We start from the raw sequence: 18,315 nt of genomic DNA, 5'->3' as shown, positions 1-18,315 counted from the left end.
AATTGTCAGAAATGTAGAGTCGGTTCTAGACTCATCAATTTACACTATCAAAGCTGATTAATTTCTCTGTTCAATTGAAATTCAGCAGAGGTGACGTATTTTTCCATTTTCCTTAAACGATTTTCATTGCTATCAAAACGTTGTTTAATATCAAATAATGCTTGTGAAGGAAGCTCGCCTGCTTGCCATACTTTAGATTTAACCACCACCTTTTCAGGCTCTGCGGATGTTGAATTATGCCATCCTTTACCAACACTTTTATCAGTATTATATTTTTGACTAAACACCTGATGTTGACTTAAGTGATTAGGCTTTTTTTCTAAAATAAACCAAGCCGCAATATAACCAAAAAAAATAAAGGGTCCAGCTAATAAGAAAAAACCAGAAACCATCAAGATACGAACAACCCAAGATTCCATACCAAAATAATCAGCAATACCCGCACACACGCCAGCTATTTTTCCTTTACTGGGATCCCGGTACAAGGCTTTTCGTGCGTTCATACTTTGTTTCTCCACTGGGGGGCTTCAGCATCTAAAATAGACTCTAAAGTATGAATACGATCTGTCATGTTATCGGCTCTATTTGCTAATTCTTGTAAGCTTGCATATTGCTCAGCAGACAGACCTTGGTTTATTTGTCGCTTACTTCGATAATGCATAATTAGCCAAATCGGAGCAACGAATAGCAAAAATATAACAATAGGCGCGACAATTATTCCAACAACATCTTCCACAACGACTTCTCCTTACTTGACTGACAATTTATTTTTTATTTGTTGAAGTATTAGCTTGCATACTTTTTTTAAGCGCAGCTAATTCATTATCAATTTCCTCATCAGATTCTAGATCGGCAAACTCATCTGCTAAGGTTTTTTTGCCTAAATCATAAGCATCCACTTGTGATTCTAAATCATCTATCTTGCGCTCGTATTGTTCAAAACGTCCCATAGCCGCATCTACTTTACCGCTATCTAAGGTTTTCTTAACTTCTAATCTAGAACTGACTGTTTTCTGACGCAATATAATTGTTTTTTGACGAGCTTTAGCATCAGCTAATTTATCTTGTAATTGGCCTACTTCATTCTGTAATTTACTAATTTGTTCGTCCACAACAGCCAACTCAGAAGAAAGCATCACGCCATGTTCGTCACACTTTTTCTTTTCTTGTAACGCCGCGCGGGCCAGATCTTCTCTATCTTTACTTATTGCCAGCTGTGCTTTGGCTCTCCAATCATCGGCTTCAACTTGCACTTTACGAATTTGCGAAGATATTTCTTTTTTACTAGCAAGGGTTTTAGCCGATGCTGAACGCACTTCAACCAAAGTGTCTTCCATTTCTTGAATAATTAGCCTAACCATTTTGGCCGGATCTTCAGCCTTATCTAAAATTGCATTAATATTTGAGTTCACTATGTCTGTGAAACGAGAGAAGATACCCATAGTTTTTGCCTCTTATCAAAATGTGAATTAACTAATTATTAGTTAACCGAGTTATTGTTTAACTACTTAAACAATATTCAATTAATAGGCCAACATTAGCTTTTCACTAAATTATTGATTTTAAACAAATATTAATTTACAGCTAGGGAGATGAGATCTACAATAATCACTAACTAGACTAGATCTTAGTCGTTTAGACCATATTTTAAGGATATTGATGAGCCGTTTTCGCCAACAAGATAATTTACTAGGTCAATCGAATAATTTTTTAGAAGTATTAGAACAAATATCTCAGATAGCCCCGCTAAATAAACCCGTATTAATCATTGGTGAACGAGGCACAGGTAAAGAGTTAGTTGCAGCCCGCTTACATTTTCTGTCGAAACGTTGGGAACAAACCTACTTAAAGTTAAATTGCGCAGCATTAAATGAAGGTTTATTAGAAAGTGAATTATTTGGTTATGAAGCGGGCGCTTTTACTGGCGCAGCTAAACGCAGAGAAGGCCGATTTGAAACCGCACATAATGGCACTTTGTTTTTAGACGAATTAGCCAATACCTCAGGTATGATCCAAGAAAAATTATTACGTGTCATAGAATATGGCGAATTTGAACGTGTGGGCGGCTCACGCAGTGTCAGTGTCGATGTCAGGTTAATTGCCGCTACGAATGAAGATTTACCAGCATTAGCTGACTCTGGGGAATTTAGAGCGGATTTATTAGATCGATTAGCTTTTGATGTGATTACCCTTCCCCCTTTGCGCGAGCGTAAAGAAGATATCATGATGTTAGCCGAAAACTTTGCTATCAATATGGCAAGGGAATTAGATATGGAATTATTTAGCGGATTTTCCGAAAAAGCCAAAAGAACTTTATTAGATTACTATTGGCCTGGAAATATCCGTGAATTAAAAAATGTGGTAGAAAGGGCCGTCTATCGTAGCAACAACCCCAATTTACCCGTTCATCAAATTATATTAGACCCCTTTGAGTCAATTTATCGACCTAAAGGCAGAATAAAAACGCAAGATAGAATTACCGCCAACGTCTCTCCAGCAGAGTCTCCTATTGTAATAGAACCATTAAATCCTACCCCCCAAGCGGTAAATAATAGTATTGACCAGTGCACGGAATTTCCGGTGGATTTGAAACAATTGTCACAAGATTACGAAATTAACTTAATCAATCAAGCATTAGCAGATAGTCAATTTAATCAAAAGAAAACCGCAGAAAAGTTAGGATTAACGTATCATCAGCTTCGTGGCTATTTGAAAAAATATAATTTATTAGACCAAACAAATGAAAACATGGAATAAAATAAAGTACTCCATACAAACTATTACAGTTTTTATCCTCTGTATTGTTTGCAGTGCATGTGACGAGTTACTTGTGTCCCATGGTGATCAAGATGGGATTATTTATTGCTCAGAGGGAAGTCCAGCAAACTTTAATCCACAACTAGATACCTCAGGTACCACAGTCGACGCATCGTCCCATCAAATTTATGACCGTTTAATAGATTTTGATCCAATCACAGGGGATATAATACCCGCACTTGCCACCAGTTGGGTTATTAGCAAAGATGGTAAAACCTATACTTTTCAATTACGTAAAAACGTATCATTTCATTCGACCCGTATTTTTACCCCTTCACGAACTGTAAATGCTGACGATATATTATTTAGCTTCAACCGTTGGCGATTAGCAGCTCATCCTTATCATCATATTTCTGGCGGAAAATATCCTTACACCGACAGTTTAGGTTTATCTAAACTGATTAAAGACATCAAAAGACTTAACGGCTATAGAGTAGAAATAACCCTTAATAAACGTGAAAGTTCATTTCTTGCTAATTTAGCCACTGATTTTGCAGTGATACTCTCTGCTGAATATGGCGACACACTGATTACTAGAAATCAGCAAGAATTAATTGACCAACAACCTGTAGGTACCGGCCCATATAAACTGTTAAGTTTTCATCAAGATAGATACATAAAATTTACTCAGCATGAAAAATATTGGCGTGAAATAGATTTGACCAATCAATTAATTTTCGATATCACCTCATCCAGTTCATTAAGATTAGCTAAATTACTCACCTCAGAATGTGATGTCATTGCCCTTCCAGCACATTCTGAATTAGAAGTGATTCGCCAGCAGAAAAATTTAACATTAGATGAAATACCTGGTTTGAATATTGGTTTTTGGGCATTTAATACCACTAGGCCACCATTTGATAATCCAGAAGTACGTAAAGCCCTAGCTATGGCTATTGATAGAAATGCCTTAATCGAAGCAATATATTTTGATGGGGCAATTGCCGCTAAAAACTTAGTCCCCCCTACTTCTTGGGCCTATCAATCTGACATAAAAACATTGTCATACAACCCCATAGCCGCGAAAAAAATATTAAGAGAACAAGGTATTGAAGAAGGCTTCTCTATGACTGTCTGGGCTATGCCTGTTGAGAGAGCATATAACCCTAATGCCATCAAAATGGCTGAACTCATCCGAGCATACCTGCAAAATATAGGTATCCAAGTCAATATAGTCACATACGAATGGTCTACCTTTAGAAAAAATCTAACCAAAGGTATGCATGATTCGGTTCTTATTGGTTGGTCTGCAGATAATGGTGACCCTGATAACTTTTATCGACCACTTCTGTCTTGTGATTCAATTAAGTCAGGTACCAATAGAGCCATGTGGTGTTCTAAAGAATATGATAAATTAATTAATCAAGCGTTAGATTACGAATATATTGATGAGCGAGCCTATTTTTATGCCAAGGCAAATGAATATTTAGCAGACAAGATGCCCCTTATTCCCATCGCTCATGCAACCCAATATCAAGCCTACAACAACAAAGTGACAGGCCTGATCATTAATCCATATGGCGGCATTAGATTTGGTGGAGTCAGTAAAAAATAATGATAAACGTCATACTCCGATATACTAACTTGATGCTTATTACTTTACTCGTACTAAGCTTTGTGTCTTTTTTCTTAGCCTATTTATTTCCAGGTCAACCAATAGAAAACCTTACAGGTATTAAGATAAATACAATGCCTGAGAACTACGCCAGTAGTTTTTCTTATCAATCGGGAGAAACGCTATTAGTCCAATATTGGCATTATATGGGCGAATTGTTTGCTGGAAATTGGGGCTATAGTTTTAGTTCAGGCTTGCCGTTATATGAAGAAATTTCTTATGTATTACCCGCCAGTATAGAGCTAAGTGCCTATGCACTCATTCTATCAATAGTAATTGGCATCCCGCTAGGCTTTTTAGCAGCATTGAAACATCACAAATTACCTGACTATTTACTGCTTTCAATAAGTGTTATCGGTTACTCAATCCCAGTGTTTTGGTTAGCCTTGTTAGTTATTTTAATATTTTCACTGCAGTTTGGCTTATTTCCATTATCTGGTCGTATTAGCCTATTTTTTGATGTGCCGAATGTTACAGGCTTTATTTTAGTCGATGTATTATTGTCAGATATTCACGATAAACGAGCTGCTGTTTTTAATGTTATTCGACACTTGATATTACCCACTTTATCTATAGCTTTAGTTACTACAACCTTGATTATTCGTATCACTAGACGTTCAGTCATTGAAACTATGAATATGGAATTTATTAAGGCAGCTTACGCCAGAGGACTCACTGCCAGACAAGTGCTTTTTCGTCACGGCATCCGTAATGCATTAATGCCTATTTTTCCACTGCTGGCTATGCAGTTTACGACACTTCTGACAAACGCCATGATAGTTGAAACTATATTTTCTTGGCCAGGATTAGGTAACTGGTTAATTCAAGCTATATACCACCAAGATTACCCTGCTATTCGAGCCGGAATGTTAACCGTCTCTGTTTTGGTGGTGGTATTTACCATGTCAATAGAACTCACTATACGCTTAATGGATCCTAAACGAAGAAGGCTTAAACATGCCACGATTTAGTTTATATCAAGAGGAGTATCACCCTTCCCCTCTACAATTTACTTGGCTAGAATTCCAAAAAAATCATATTGCAGTAGTGGGCCTGTTTTGTTTGTTATTTTTTGTTGTGATAACAATATTTTGCCCAATTTTAGCGCCATTTGATCCCTTATATCAGCAAGCAGGAGACCTGCTAATTCCACCAGCTTGGTATGCCAATGGCGGGATTAGCCATCTATTTGGTACAGACGCTCTAGGCCGAGACTTACTTTCTAGGGTGATATATGGCTGTCGAATGACCTTTGGCATTAGCGCTATTTTAGTAATATTAGCCATGTTAATTGGTGTGGGCTTAGGTGCAGTTGCGGGGATGAGTAAAGGGTTTAAATCTAGCTTTCTCAATCATACCTTAGACTCAATTCAAGCAATCCCTACGTTATTAATTGCCATCATCATCATTGCTATTTTAGGCACTGGGTTAGTTAATAGTATGTGGGCCATTATGCTGGCTCTTATCCCTCAATTTGTTCATCAAACGCGGGAATTTGTCAGTACTGAAATGAAAAAAGAATATATTTTAGCGGCAAAACTAGATGGCGCAAATAATATCACAATATTTATTCGTTCGATTATGCCTAATATGGTAGAAGCCTTAGTAGTTCAAGCCACATTGGCCTTGTCTGTTTCGGTATTAGATATCAGTGCACTAGGTTTTCTTAATTTAGGAGCGCAATCCCCTTCTCCCGAATTAGGCACAATGCTGTCAGAAGGTATCGAAGTGGCTTATATTGCCCCTTGGACCATAGCCATACCCGGTGGAGCTATTTTTCTAATGATGGTTTCTATTAACCTAGTGGGTGATGGTTTGCAGTCAGCATTACGAAATAGATTATTAAAATCATGAATTTACTTGATATAAAAAACCTAACATTAGAAATTGATATTTCTGGAGAATGGGTAAAAGCTCTAGACAAAATCAACCTTGTGATTAACGAAGGACAAATTCATGCTCTAGTGGGTGAATCTGGCTCAGGTAAAAGTTTAATCGTTAAAGCTATTGTTGGTGCATTGCCTAGAAGATGGAAAATCACTGCCGATAGAATGACATGGCGAGGACAAGACTTAACGAGTATGTCTATCCGAGAGCGAAGAAAGCTCATCCGGCAAGACATATCAGTAATATTTCAAAATCCAATTGATTCTCTCGACCCATTATTGCCTTTAGGTGTTCAACTAAAAGAACTATTGACCGGTGATAAACTTAAAAGCAGTTGGTTTTGGCAAAATAATTCTCAAAAAAATAAACTCGCCATTGAACTGCTACACAAAGTGGGTATCAAGAATCATAAATTATGCTTGATTAGTTATCCCCATCAAATTGCTAACGATGTTTTACAGAAATTTATGATTGCCATGTCCTTAGCTTCCGAGCCTAAATTAATCATTGCAGATGACCCAACTAAAGGCATGGAAGTTAACTCTAAAACTCAAATTTTAAATCTACTGAGCCGAGTCAACCAAGTACGACAAACTAGTATCTTATTTGTCAGCCATGACCTGCTCGCCATTTCTAGCATGGCTCATTTTATGACTGTTTTATATTGTGGGCAGACTGTTGAAACAGGCGAACTAAAAAAATTAAGAAAAAGAGCCTTTCATCCATACACACAAGCCTTATTAGACAGTGCACCAAGTTTTAGAAAAGATTTAGCACCGAAATCACGTTTAAGTTCTTTAGCTGGCACAATTCCTACGCTTCATCACTTGCCAATAGGTTGTCGGTTAGGCCCAAGATGTCCTAGAGCCAGAAAGGAGTGTGTAGTCACACCTGCAGTACGTAGAGTGCATACTCACCACTATAGTTGTCACTTTCCATTACATTGGGATGCTAAATAATGGATTTAATTAGTGTAGAAGAACTCACTTACCAAAAATATTTGCGTAAGTTATTTGGTCCTCCGGTGCCATTATTTGAACTTGGACCTGTGAGTTTTAAAATAAAAGCTGGCGAAACATTAGCTGTTGTTGGCGAAAATGGCTCAGGAAAATCTTTGCTGGCAAAATTACTGATTGGCTTAGAACAACCCACCAGCGGTAAAATATTTCTCAATGGTCACGATTTACAACTCTCAAACCTACAACAGAAATGTCATGATATTCGGATGATCTTTCAGAATACCAATGAGTCATTAAACCCCAGTCTTACATTAGCCGCTATTTTAGATGAGCCTCTTCGCCTAAATACCCAGTTAACCGAACAGGAACGAGCAGAAAAAATTGAACAGACCTTAAAACAAGTTGGCCTCATGAATGACCATAAATTTTTTTATCGGCATATGTTATCTGACGGTCAAAAACAAAGGGTTGCCCTTGCTAGAGCGATAATACTCAATCCTAAAATTATCGTTGCCGATGAACCTTTTGCGGCACTCGACCCTTCAGTGCGTTCTCAAACCGTCAACTTATTGATGAGATTACAAAAAGAACTAGGACTTGGCTTTATTTTTATATCCCACAATTTAGGAATTGTTCGTCATATTTCAGATAAAGTGATAATTATGAAACAAGGAAAAGTAGTTGAGACAGGTAAAACAGATGTTATTTTCAACTGGCCAAAAGCCGAATACACAAAAAAATTAGTTGAAGCTCATCAAGCTTTAATTAATCGCCACAACGATTAATGAATAAATCGTTATACCAATAAAAAGCAAAAACCCGCCAAAAGGCGGGTTTTCTTATAAGTTAACGGTAACGCAAAAATTAAATTAACCTAGCTTTTCTTTGATACGTGCAGAACGACCAGAGCGTTCACGCAAGTAATAAAGTTTAGCACGACGAACAGCACCACGACGTTTCACTTCAATAGAACTGATTGCCGGGCTGTGTGTTTGGAATATACGCTCAACACCTTCGCCGTTAGAAATCTTACGAACTGTAAAAGCAGAGTGTAGGCCACGGTTACGTTTAGCGATTACTACGCCTTCGTATGCCTGAAGACGTTCTTTTTCGCCTTCTTTAACGCGTACTTGCACAACTACTGTGTCACCAGCAGCAAATGCTGGAACGTCAGTTTTTAGCTGCGCTTCTTCAATTTTCTTGATGATATCTTGATTTACTTTACTCATCATATCCTCTCATTCTAGATTAACTGTCATTATGCTGCGGCAAACTCAGTAGGAATAAATCCAACAGTTTTTGCTGCTCCTCAGTCAGGGCTAGATCGTTTAATAATTCAGGGCGTCGTTGCCAGGTTCTACCTAACGACTGTTGTAAACGCCACTGCCTGATTTTTTCGTGATCACCACTCAATAACACTTTAGGAACCAGTTCCCCGTTCAAGTTTTCAGGCCGAGTATAGTGTGGACAATCTAACAAACCATGACTAAAAGAGTCTTGTTCTGCCGATTGTTCATGGCCTAATACACCGGGTACAAACCTTGAAACCGCATCCATTAAGATCATCGCAGGTAGTTCGCCACCACTTAACACGTAATCACCTATTGACCATTCCTCGTCAACTTGTGTTTGTATTACACGTTCGTCGATACCCTCGTAACGACCAGCAACTAAAATCAAACTATCATTTTCTGAAAGCTGTTTTACACCCGCTTGATCTAACTTTTTCCCTTGTGGAGAAAGGTAAATCACTTTAGTTTTTCTTCCAGCAGCTGCTTTAGCTGCGAGAATAGCATCAGTCAAAGGCTGAACCATCATCAGCATGCCAGGTCCCCCACCGTATGGTCGGTCGTCGACAGTGCGATGTTTGTCGTGAGTAAAGTCTCTTGGATTAAAACACTCTACTTGCAACACGCCATTTTTAACGGCTCGCCCTATTACTCCCTGTTGGGTAAAAGTCTGAAACATTTCTGGAAACAAACTTATTACACCAAACCAACGATGAGGTAACTGACTAGAATCTTGCATTAAAATGCAGGATCCCAATCTACTGTAACCGTTTTCGCCTTCCGATCCACTTGCTTGATAACTTGATCTAACAAGTAAGGAACCATGCGTTCTTTCTGACCAAAAGCATCATTCAAATTGGCTTTTACTAACATTACGTCATTAGCACCAGTTTCGAATAATTCTTTTATAACACCCAAGTTATAACCTTTATCGGTGATAACCTGCATGCCGACTAATTCACGCCAATAAACGTCACTGTCATCTAATTCAGGTAGCATTTCTGCTTTAATAGAGACTTCAAGATTTTTGATACTTTCAGCATCATCCCGAGTTTCAACCCCAACCAGTTTGGCAACTAACCCTTTATTGTGTGTTCGCCATTGGTCGACGACGTACTCATTGCCTTCTTGCACTTGACCCAAAAGCCAAGGAGTGTAGGCAAACACGCCCTCTAAATCATGAGTATAAGATGTGACCTTGACCCAACCTTTAACACCATAAGGTGCACCGATTTTGCCTATCACTAATGTGTCAGATGCGAGACTCATTTATTTATACCCTTAAATATTTTAGCAACTGCAATTAAGCTGCTGCTTGTGCATCTTTTACCAAGCGTGCAACACGGTCAGATAAGCCTGCGCCTACCCCAACCCAATGCTCAACACGGCCTAGATCTAAGCGTAAACGCTCTTCTTGACCCTGTGCTGTTGGATTGAAAAAACCAATGTTTTCAATGAAACGACCATCGCGTGAACGACGACTGTCTGCAACCACTACTTGATAAAATGGACGCTTTTTAGCGCCACCACGCTGTAAACGAATAGTAACCATATATGCCTCAAACTCGTTGTAGCGTTAACGTTAACTTAACTTACCCCACCTAACTAATGTCAGATAAAAGGCCGCCGTATTGTACGGATTTCAGCTGTTTATGCAAGCCTAATTCAAGTAAATATGAATATATTTAACCTGAATACTGGATAAGCCGAACCGCTCGGTAACGCTCTTTTTATGCCTAGCGGCGTTGGATTGTCTAGCAATAACACGTTATTACGTACGACAATCCGCCTTGCTATACACGAAAAATTTCGTCACCGAGTGAGTATTTAGGTTGGGGAATTTGGACTAACATGTGTAAGCCATTGAATTATAAATTAATATTTAGCTTAAACGATACTTCTTATCCAGGGCTCAGGTTATTTACTTTGTGGTGATGGCATTAGATAGGGAGATGTTGTGAGATCCATTATGTTGCGGAATGACACACTTTACAGTTTGTATTTTTTCGAAGATTAAATGTTTGCCACTGACTGTTCTTAGCGTCAAATATCATTAGTTTATTATTTGCTACTAGACCAAATTCAGTTAATAATTTTATGGTCTCTAAAGCTTGCATAGCACCAATTATGCCTACCAGAGGGGACATTACGCCAGCTTCCACACAACTCAGTTGTTGCTCAGCAAATAATGTACTTAAACATTGGTAACATGGGTTTTGGGGACTAGGCACAAAACAACATATTTGCCCTTCCATACGGATTGCCGCACCAGAAACAAGAGGTACTCCTTGCTTAACCGAAGCGTCATTTAGTTGATTTCTTGTGGCTAAGTTATCACTACAATCGACTATTATATCAATCCTATCTAAGATTTTTGGTAGCTCATTCTCAGATATTCGCTGTTTAATACATTCTATATCGCACTCGGCATTTAAAGCCTGTAAAGATACTTTAGCTGAATCACACTTAGCCAGTCCAACATCTTGCTCGCCATGCAATATTTGTCTTTGTAGATTAGAAGAATCAACTTTATCATCATCAACTAAGATGATATTTCCTACTCCAGAAGCAACCAGATATTGTGCTGCAGCACAGCCTAAACCACCAACACCAATGAGTAATACTCTACTATTTAGCAAAATTTCCTGTTTGTCTAAATCAAAGCCTTCTAGCGATATTTGCCTGTTGTAACGCATCGCTTGTTTGGCTGTTAAAGTTTGCTTCATAATTTTTCTGCTCGGTAATCTTCTGATTGGTAATCCGTAACAAATTTAATAAAGTCATTTTCTGCAAGGGGACGGCTGAAATAATAGCCTTGAATTTCATCACAGCCCATAGATTTTAATAAAGACAACTGCTCTAGTTCTTCCACTCCCTCGGCAATCAATTTAAGTTCAAGGTTACGACCCAATTCTATAATGGTTTTAACTATTGACTGATCTGCAGCCTCAGTTTGAATATGCCGCACAAATGATTGATCTATCTTAAGTTTATCAATCTGAAATTTCTTTAAATAACTTAAAGATGAATAACCTGTGCCAAAGTCATCAATAGACAGTTTAACCCCAAGTTTTTTCAGTTGTTCTATGGTATCAATTGTCTCTTGTTCATTATAAATAATCACACCTTCAGTTATTTCTAACTCTAAGTGTTTAGCCGGTAAATTAGCTTCTTTTAATACTTGCGTAACCTTATGTAAAAAGTCAGCTCGAGCAAATTGAATAGGAGATATATTAACCGCAATAACTAAGTCGTGTAATCCTAAATCAAACATCTGGCGGGCTTTATGACAAGCTTGGCTTAATATCCAATCACCTAAATTAACAATCAAACCAGAGGTTTCGGCAAGCGGAATAAACTCAGCAGGCGATATCCACTGGCCGTTTCTTTGCCAACGAATGAGCACTTCAGCTCCGACAATTTTTTTATTTAACAAACAAAGTTGTGGTTGAAAATACAATTCAAATTGTTTTAAATCGATAGCAGTTTTGAGATCCTCAACTAATTGCTGCTGATATTGCAGTTTTGCCCCCAACTCAGGAGTAAACACCACATGGTTTTTGTTATCACTTCTAGCTGATTTATCTAGCGCAGCCATAGCACTTAACAACAATTCGGTATAATTGGCCCCATGTTCAGGGCTACAAGCAAAGCCGAAATCAAGCTTAACTCTATATTGGCAATGAAAAATAGTCGCCGCTAATTTTTGTTCTATATATTCAATTAATTGTTCAATTTGCGGTTTCGACAAATAATGTACACTTATTAGTGCGAAGTTTTTCTCGCCTACTCTATAAGCTTCAAAGTAGTCTGCACCTAAGCCATTAATAATATGTTGGATAGACACGCCCACTTCTTTGACAACAGTTGATGCTGCAGTAAGGCCGCTGCGGGAGATAAGTTGACTGTATGAACGAATTTCTAATAAACCTAGCGAAAAGGGTGTTTTTGCGAGAGACAATTCATCTACCGCTTTTTCTAATTCATAACGTTTTTTTAGACCCGTTTCTGGATCATGTGTTGCTCTATATTCCAGTTCTTTTTCAACATCCCTGCGAGCAGTAATGTCAGTTAAATGAATATCCCATTGCATTTGGTCCGCTAACCAATGTAATTCACATTGAAAATAAACAGCACCTGTATCGTATTCAAATAATAATGAATCGGTATTTTCATCACTCAAGACTAACTGTTGATAATAATCTAAATTTGTAGCTAATAAAGCCGTAGCTTGCTCGCTAGGTTTACCTAATTGTTCTAAGAAACGTTTACAGGCAGGATTACTATAGGTCACCTGATTATGTATATCTAAGCTGATCACAGGATTTGGATTTCGTTTAGGGAACAAAGACAAACGTTCACTATTGGCATTGCTAAGTAGATAGGCTTTCCAAGCGCGGATCACACTATAAACAATCAATAAAGTAACAAAACCATAGAACATAACAAAAAAGCTAATTTGACCTAAACCTCTGGTAATTGAGTTTTCAGATCGTTTGACGTTATTTCTGGTTAACTCAATTAAGTGTTGTAACTCAGGCATCACAGTCTCTCTTATTTGACTGATTTTTTGAAGTTGTTTTCTGGCCAATTGCCAATTCGTTTCTGGAGAATGGATATTAGTTACAAACTGCTCGCTAATTAAGTCAAGGGTGGCCAATTGTTCAAGGGTAGTTTTTAGCGGCGCAATAGCGCCAAATTTGACAAATAAAGCACTTAATGAGTTATGAGTTTTTTGTTTGATTTGTAGGTAATGTTCTGAAAACTTGATTTCATCTTCAGTGGCATAATACTCGTATAAAAAACGTTCTTGTTCAGTAATACTATTATTAATTTCACGAAGTAAATCATAAGTCGGCAATTTTTTTGTGATCAAGCCCCTAGTGTTTTCAACAATCTGATCACCGGTATAAAAAATAAATCCACTTACCAAAACACCCAAAATGAATATCAACACAAAAATAAAATTAATAAGGGTAAAAGAAGGTTTATTTGTAATATTCATAGGTAAAGTTATAGCGCCTGATCATTGAATGTAGGACAGCAAATTAACGCATTTATTTACTGTCCGTTAATGGCGAACTAACGGGGAGGAAACATTCCACCCATCCCACCAGGTCCGCCTGGAGGCATCATACCTTTCATGTTGCGCATCATTTTTTTCACCCCACCGCCTGACATTTTTTTCATCATTTTTTGCATTTGGGTAAACTGTTTCAGCATTCTATTGACGTCTTGAATTTGAGTACCAGAACCTGCTGCGATGCGACGTTTTCGACTACCTTTAATGACTTCTGGTTTACTGCGCTCTCCGGGAGTCATGGAATTAATAATAGCTTCCATCTGATTAAATGACTTATCGTTTGCTTTGTCTTTAATTTGTGCAGACATATTACCCATACCAGGCATTTTATCCATAAGCGACATCATGCCACCCATGTTACGCATTTGTTCCAATTGTTCTTTAAAGTCTTGAAGATCAAAGCCTTTGCCTTTTTGTACTTTTTTGGCAAGTTTTTGCGCTTTATCTTTATCGACTTTACGTTCGACTTCTTCAATTAAACTAAGAACATCACCCATGCCCAAAATACGAGAAGCGACACGCTCTGGATGAAAAGCTTCCAAGGCATCAAGCTTTTCCCCCATCCCCATAAATTTAATAGGTTTACCTGTGATATGTCTAACAGACAAAGCAGCCCCACCACGGGCATCACCATCTGCTTTTGTCAAAATAACACCTGTTAGTGGTAAGGCATCATTAAATGCTTTAGCCGTATTCGCGGCATCTTGACCTGTCATAGCATCAACCACAAAAAGTGTTTCAATCGGATTAATAGCTTTATGTAAGGCTTGAATTTCTTCCATCATTTTGCCATCAACATGCAAGCGACCAGCGGTATCCACCAATAACACATCAAAAAAGTGTTTACGGGCAAAATCTATTGCTCCTTCCACAATATCAATTGGTTTTTGTTCAATTGAAGAAGGAAAAAATTCAACACCGACATCTGTGGCTAAAGTTTCTAGCTGTTTTATAGCGGCTGGGCGATATACATCAGCACTCACCACTAACACTTTTTTATTTTCTCTTTGTTTTAATAACGCAGCCAGTTTACCGACACTGGTAGTTTTACCCGCACCTTGCAGGCCTGCCATTAAAACAACGGCTGGCGGTTGCGCAGCTAAATTAAGAGATTCGTTGACGTTTCCCATTACAGATTCAAGTTCAGATTGAACTATCTTAATAAAAACCTGCCCTGGGTTGAGACTTTTACTAACTTCAGTCCCAACAGCTCTTGTTTTTACTTGAGCGATAAAATCTTTTACTACAGGTAAAGCAACATCAGCTTCAAGTAGTGCCATTCTCACTTCACGCAAGGTATCTTTTATATTGTCTTCAGTTAATCTTCCTCGACCACTGATATCTTTAAGGGTTTTACTTAATCGTTCTGTGAGATTCTCGAACATCTGCTTATTACCTAGATTTGTTAATTAATAGGATTATATCGAATAAGCACTCAGATAAGAATGCCGATTAGCTTATATAAGTGCAGATTTTTACCACATGTGCACTAAAAAGTCTGCTCACTATGTAATGTCACCAGAAATAATGATATTTTTAGCCCTGTAAAAACCACACGAATTAAATAAGGACAAAATCACACTCATGTCGTTTTCAACATTTTTAACCAAATACTTCCGAGAGAAAAACTCATGTTGTTAGAATTAGTGTGTTTTGTATTATATTTGCTGACCTCTGGCATCATTGTTACGGGTATGTTTCAAGAGCAAGGTCCAAACAAACCACTGGCCGCCATGACTATTGGTATTGCCATTGTTTTGCACAGCTTCATATTAAAAAACACAGTCTTTGTCGAGCTTGGCCAAAACATGAGCATTTTAAATGTTGCATCTTTAGTGGGGTGGCTAATTAGCGTCACTATGTTAGTTGCCTCATTTAAGGTAGCTAATACAATTTTATTACCGGTAGTATATGGATTTACTGGAGTAATAGTTATCCTGAGTCAGTTGATGCCTGATGCCCATGTGATGCAAGTCAGTGTACAACCTACATTATTAGTTCATGTCAGCTTGGCACTGTTTGCTTATGCTTGTTTAGGTATTGCCTTCTTATATGCTCTGCAATTGTCTTACATCAACTTAAGACTGAAAGAAAAAAATGCTTCATTACTTCATTCATCTTTACCTCCTTTAATGGACGTAGAGCATATATTATTTAAGCTTTTATTAGTGGGCACAGTTTTACTGACCTTGTCACTTGTCAGTGGTTTTATGTTTTTGGACAATATGTTTGCCAAAGAACAAGCTCACAAAACCGTACTTTCGTTATTAGCTTGGTTAGTTTATAGCGTTATTTTATTTGGCCATGCAAAATTTGGCTGGCGAGGTAAATCTGTGATTAGTTTCACTATTATTGGTGGCTTTTTACTCACACTTGCCTATTTTGGTAGTCGCTTTGTACGAGAAGTACTACTTAATTGAGCAACACACTTGAATAGCAAACAATTTGCCCTTAAAGTGCGATTTCATTTTTATCATAGGATTTCCATAATTGGACAACATCGCCAGCAGTAGTTTATTTATTCTCCTTGGTGTTCTAATTCTACTCTCCGCTTATTTTTCTAGTTCTGAAACAGGCATGATGTCGATTAATAAATATCGACTCAAACACTTAGAAAATGAGGGGCATAAGGGTGCAATTCGAGTTCAAAAATTATTAAAAAGACCTGACCGACTAATTGGCTTGATCTTAATTGGTAATAATCTGGTCAACATAGCCGCTGCCTCTATTGCAACTATTTTATGCCAGCGACTATTTGGAGATGTATGGGGCCTATTAATCGCTAATATTGGGCTAACTTTGGTCATCTTAATATTCGCTGAGGTGACACCTAAAACGTTAGCCGCCCTGTACCCTGAAAAAATATCCTTCCCTAGTTCATTTGTGCTATTGCCTTTAATGTTTGTACTTTATCCTTTGGTTTTTTTAGTTAATGGCATTTGTAATGGTTTATTAGCAATATTTCGCATTAATCCTGTGAATGATGAGGGTAAAAATTTAAGCAGAGAAGAATTAAGAACGGTAGTGCATGAAGCCGGCGCCTTAATTCCGCAAAAACACCAAGATATGTTAGTTGGCATATTAGATTTAGAAAAAGTGACAGCCGAAGACATCATGGTGCCTCGTAGTGATATAGTGGCAATTGATATTAATGACGAATGGAAAGATATTCAAAAACAGCTAGTAAATTCTCAACATACTCGAGTATTACTATTTCGCGACAGCATTGATGATGCTGTAGGTTTTGTCCATGTACGTGATGCGTTAAGACTTTTATCAAAAGATCAGTTCACTAAAGCCAGTTTGTTAAGAGCCGTTCGAGAAATCTATTTTACACCTGAATCGACACCACTACACACCCTGATGTATAAATTTCAAGCAGCAAAAGAACGTATTGGTTTAGTGGTAGATGAATACGGCGATATTCAAGGGTTAGTCACATTAGAAGATATCTTGGAAGAAATTATAGGTGATTTCACCACTAGCTTTTTACCCGATCACAGCAAAGAAGCTAATTTACAACAAGATGGCAGTGTTTTAATTGATGGCAGTGCCAATATACGAGAATTAAACAAAGAATTAGATTGGAACTTTCCTACTGAAGGTCCTAAAACACTGAATGGTCTGATTCTAGAATATCTTGAAGATATCCCTGACGCCAATATCAGTTTACGATTGGCAGGTTACCCAATTGAAATAGTCGAAATGAAAGATAACATGGTCAAAACAATCAGGGTCATGCCTGAGTTTTATCGTCAAACAGAAGTTGAATCAACCGAATAAACACTTAGCAAAAACAAAGTTATATTTGCTGTTTTTTCTCACGATTTAATTTTATTTTATTTTTTAAAATTTCAACTTTATCGTTCAAATTACTTAGGCGATCAATAATACTCTGAAGCTCATCATCATGAGTCAGTTGCGATTTTTCAACATGATGCTTAAGCACTTGTTGTAAATGGGCAGGTAAACTTTTTGTCGTCATAACAAACTTATCGGCCAATATATTGCATTTCTAAAGAAAATAAATGGCTTTTTAACAAGCTTTATTGGGGATGGTAAATTGTTTCCACCACGCCCATTTGCTGCTCTACATTATAATCAACCACCACAATACTAGATGTATCAAATAACATCGCACATTGGTTTGTTGTAATATCTTGCAAAAAATAACACACAAATGGCATATGTGTGACCACCAAGATATGTTCTAGATGACTATTTTGTGCAAGTAAAGTATCAATATAATCATGTGCTAACTTAGGATCAGCACTAGGGATTACATCTTCAGAAGTTTCTTCACGAACACAGTTAATAGAATGACTAACCTCTTGATATGACTGTTGTGCTCTTTGAAAAGAACTAACAATGGCTAAATCAATTAATCGATCTTTACCCACATACTGACTAAGCCAGTTGCCAGCGACTTTAGCTTGTTGAATACCATTAGGAGTTAAGCATCTTTGACTATCTTTTAAGCCAAATGTGTCCGCTTCCCCGTGACGCATGATAATTAATTTCATAAATTTCGTGAAATTTGTTTTGGTAACAGTAATATAGCAAGAAAATAGGTTAAAAATCCTCAGCAAGTGAAATTTAGTTTATGCTTGAGGTATCTAGCATATAGCGGAAAAATTATTTTGTTAAAAAGCATCTATGATAATC

General features: G+C 37.6%; 20 protein-coding genes. 8 read left to right on the top strand and 12 right to left on the bottom strand.

What is annotated here, in order from left to right; translation table 11 throughout:
- Positions 1–47 precede the first annotated feature (47 nt).
- From pspC to pspA, 3 genes are read right to left on the bottom strand one after another with little or no spacing between them, the layout of a single operon-like run.
- On the bottom strand, positions 48–503 hold the full coding sequence (pspC, locus tag GQR87_RS08245; protein WP_158968300.1) for an envelope stress response membrane protein PspC: 456 nt from the start codon (positions 501–503) through the stop codon (positions 48–50).
- Entirely contained in the window at positions 500–736 is a 237-nt protein-coding gene (gene pspB, locus GQR87_RS08240) for an envelope stress response membrane protein PspB (protein WP_158968298.1), read from the bottom strand. Before pspB ends, pspC begins: the two co-directional genes overlap by 4 nt.
- A gap of 28 nt (positions 737–764) precedes the next feature.
- Positions 765–1,442: a phage shock protein PspA gene (pspA, locus tag GQR87_RS08235; RefSeq protein WP_158968296.1), complete on the bottom strand. Its 678-nt coding sequence runs from the start codon at positions 1,440–1,442 to the stop codon at positions 765–767.
- A 217-nt stretch (positions 1,443–1,659) separates the two neighbouring features.
- Here pspA and pspF point away from each other — a divergent pair, with 217 nt between their 5' ends.
- From pspF to GQR87_RS08205, 6 genes are read left to right on the top strand one after another with little or no spacing between them, the layout of a single operon-like run.
- Positions 1,660–2,757, top strand: coding sequence for a phage shock protein operon transcriptional activator (gene pspF, locus GQR87_RS08230; protein WP_158968294.1), 1,098 nt, complete (start codon positions 1,660–1,662; stop codon positions 2,755–2,757).
- A complete protein-coding gene (locus tag GQR87_RS08225; RefSeq protein ID WP_158968292.1) occupies positions 2,741–4,372 on the top strand; it encodes an ABC transporter substrate-binding protein in 1,632 nt (543 codons plus the stop codon). The genes pspF and GQR87_RS08225 overlap by 17 nt, the downstream gene beginning before the upstream one ends.
- The gene (locus tag GQR87_RS08220) at positions 4,372–5,403 is read left to right on the top strand and encodes an ABC transporter permease subunit (RefSeq protein ID WP_158968290.1); all 1,032 of its coding nucleotides are present in this window, start codon (positions 4,372–4,374) and stop codon (positions 5,401–5,403) included. Before GQR87_RS08225 ends, GQR87_RS08220 begins: the two co-directional genes overlap by 1 nt.
- The gene (locus tag GQR87_RS08215; protein WP_158968288.1) at positions 5,390–6,286 is read left to right on the top strand and encodes an ABC transporter permease subunit; all 897 of its coding nucleotides are present in this window, start codon (positions 5,390–5,392) and stop codon (positions 6,284–6,286) included. Before GQR87_RS08220 ends, GQR87_RS08215 begins: the two co-directional genes overlap by 14 nt.
- Positions 6,283–7,278: an oligopeptide/dipeptide ABC transporter ATP-binding protein gene (locus GQR87_RS08210; protein ID WP_158968286.1), complete on the top strand. Its 996-nt coding sequence runs from the start codon at positions 6,283–6,285 to the stop codon at positions 7,276–7,278. The genes GQR87_RS08215 and GQR87_RS08210 overlap by 4 nt, the downstream gene beginning before the upstream one ends.
- Positions 7,278–8,063, top strand: a complete 786-nt coding sequence (locus GQR87_RS08205; protein ID WP_158968284.1) for an ATP-binding cassette domain-containing protein — start codon at positions 7,278–7,280, stop codon at positions 8,061–8,063. The genes GQR87_RS08210 and GQR87_RS08205 overlap by 1 nt, the downstream gene beginning before the upstream one ends.
- Before the next feature lie 84 nt (positions 8,064–8,147).
- On the opposite strand, the gene rplS is transcribed toward GQR87_RS08205, so the two are convergent.
- The 7 genes from rplS to ffh form a co-directional block, all read right to left on the bottom strand.
- Positions 8,148–8,507, bottom strand: coding sequence for a 50S ribosomal protein L19 (rplS, locus tag GQR87_RS08200; protein ID WP_158972930.1), 360 nt, complete (start codon positions 8,505–8,507; stop codon positions 8,148–8,150).
- Between the two features lie 19 nt (positions 8,508–8,526).
- Positions 8,527–9,306: a tRNA (guanosine(37)-N1)-methyltransferase TrmD gene (trmD, locus tag GQR87_RS08195; protein WP_158968282.1), complete on the bottom strand. Its 780-nt coding sequence runs from the start codon at positions 9,304–9,306 to the stop codon at positions 8,527–8,529.
- A complete protein-coding gene (gene rimM / locus GQR87_RS08190) occupies positions 9,306–9,836 on the bottom strand; it encodes a ribosome maturation factor RimM (protein ID WP_158968280.1) in 531 nt (176 codons plus the stop codon). The genes trmD and rimM overlap by 1 nt, the downstream gene beginning before the upstream one ends.
- 34 nt (positions 9,837–9,870) lie before the next feature.
- Positions 9,871–10,119, bottom strand: a complete 249-nt coding sequence (rpsP, locus tag GQR87_RS08185) for a 30S ribosomal protein S16 (RefSeq protein ID WP_158968278.1) — start codon at positions 10,117–10,119, stop codon at positions 9,871–9,873.
- 415 nt (positions 10,120–10,534) lie between these two features.
- Positions 10,535–11,293, bottom strand: a complete 759-nt coding sequence (gene moeB, locus GQR87_RS08180; RefSeq protein WP_158968276.1) for a molybdopterin-synthase adenylyltransferase MoeB — start codon at positions 11,291–11,293, stop codon at positions 10,535–10,537.
- On the bottom strand, positions 11,290–13,572 hold the full coding sequence (locus tag GQR87_RS08175) for a bifunctional diguanylate cyclase/phosphodiesterase (protein WP_158968274.1): 2,283 nt from the start codon (positions 13,570–13,572) through the stop codon (positions 11,290–11,292). The genes moeB and GQR87_RS08175 overlap by 4 nt, the downstream gene beginning before the upstream one ends.
- A gap of 77 nt (positions 13,573–13,649) precedes the next feature.
- The gene (gene ffh / locus GQR87_RS08170; RefSeq protein ID WP_158968272.1) at positions 13,650–15,035 is read right to left on the bottom strand and encodes a signal recognition particle protein; all 1,386 of its coding nucleotides are present in this window, start codon (positions 15,033–15,035) and stop codon (positions 13,650–13,652) included.
- Between the two features lie 246 nt (positions 15,036–15,281).
- Between ffh and GQR87_RS08165 the strand changes: the two genes are divergently transcribed.
- Positions 15,282–16,070 carry an inner membrane protein YpjD gene (locus GQR87_RS08165; protein ID WP_158968270.1) on the top strand — a complete coding sequence of 263 codons (789 nt, stop codon included), beginning with the start codon at positions 15,282–15,284 and terminating at the stop codon, positions 16,068–16,070.
- Between the two features lie 70 nt (positions 16,071–16,140).
- Entirely contained in the window at positions 16,141–17,433 is a 1,293-nt protein-coding gene (locus GQR87_RS08160; protein WP_158968268.1) for an HlyC/CorC family transporter, read from the top strand.
- A 19-nt stretch (positions 17,434–17,452) separates the two neighbouring features.
- On the opposite strand, the gene GQR87_RS08155 is transcribed toward GQR87_RS08160, so the two are convergent.
- The gene (locus tag GQR87_RS08155; protein ID WP_233267431.1) at positions 17,453–17,653 is read right to left on the bottom strand and encodes a hypothetical protein; all 201 of its coding nucleotides are present in this window, start codon (positions 17,651–17,653) and stop codon (positions 17,453–17,455) included.
- A 43-nt stretch (positions 17,654–17,696) separates the two neighbouring features.
- Positions 17,697–18,173 carry a phosphohistidine phosphatase SixA gene (gene sixA / locus GQR87_RS08150; protein ID WP_158968266.1) on the bottom strand — a complete coding sequence of 159 codons (477 nt, stop codon included), beginning with the start codon at positions 18,171–18,173 and terminating at the stop codon, positions 17,697–17,699.
- Between the last annotated feature and the right edge of the window lie 142 nt (positions 18,174–18,315).

This window comes from Paraglaciecola sp. L3A3 (assembly GCF_009796765.1).
Classification (GTDB): domain Bacteria; phylum Pseudomonadota; class Gammaproteobacteria; order Enterobacterales; family Alteromonadaceae; genus Paraglaciecola.
This window is presented reverse-complemented; position numbering and strand designations above follow the sequence as displayed.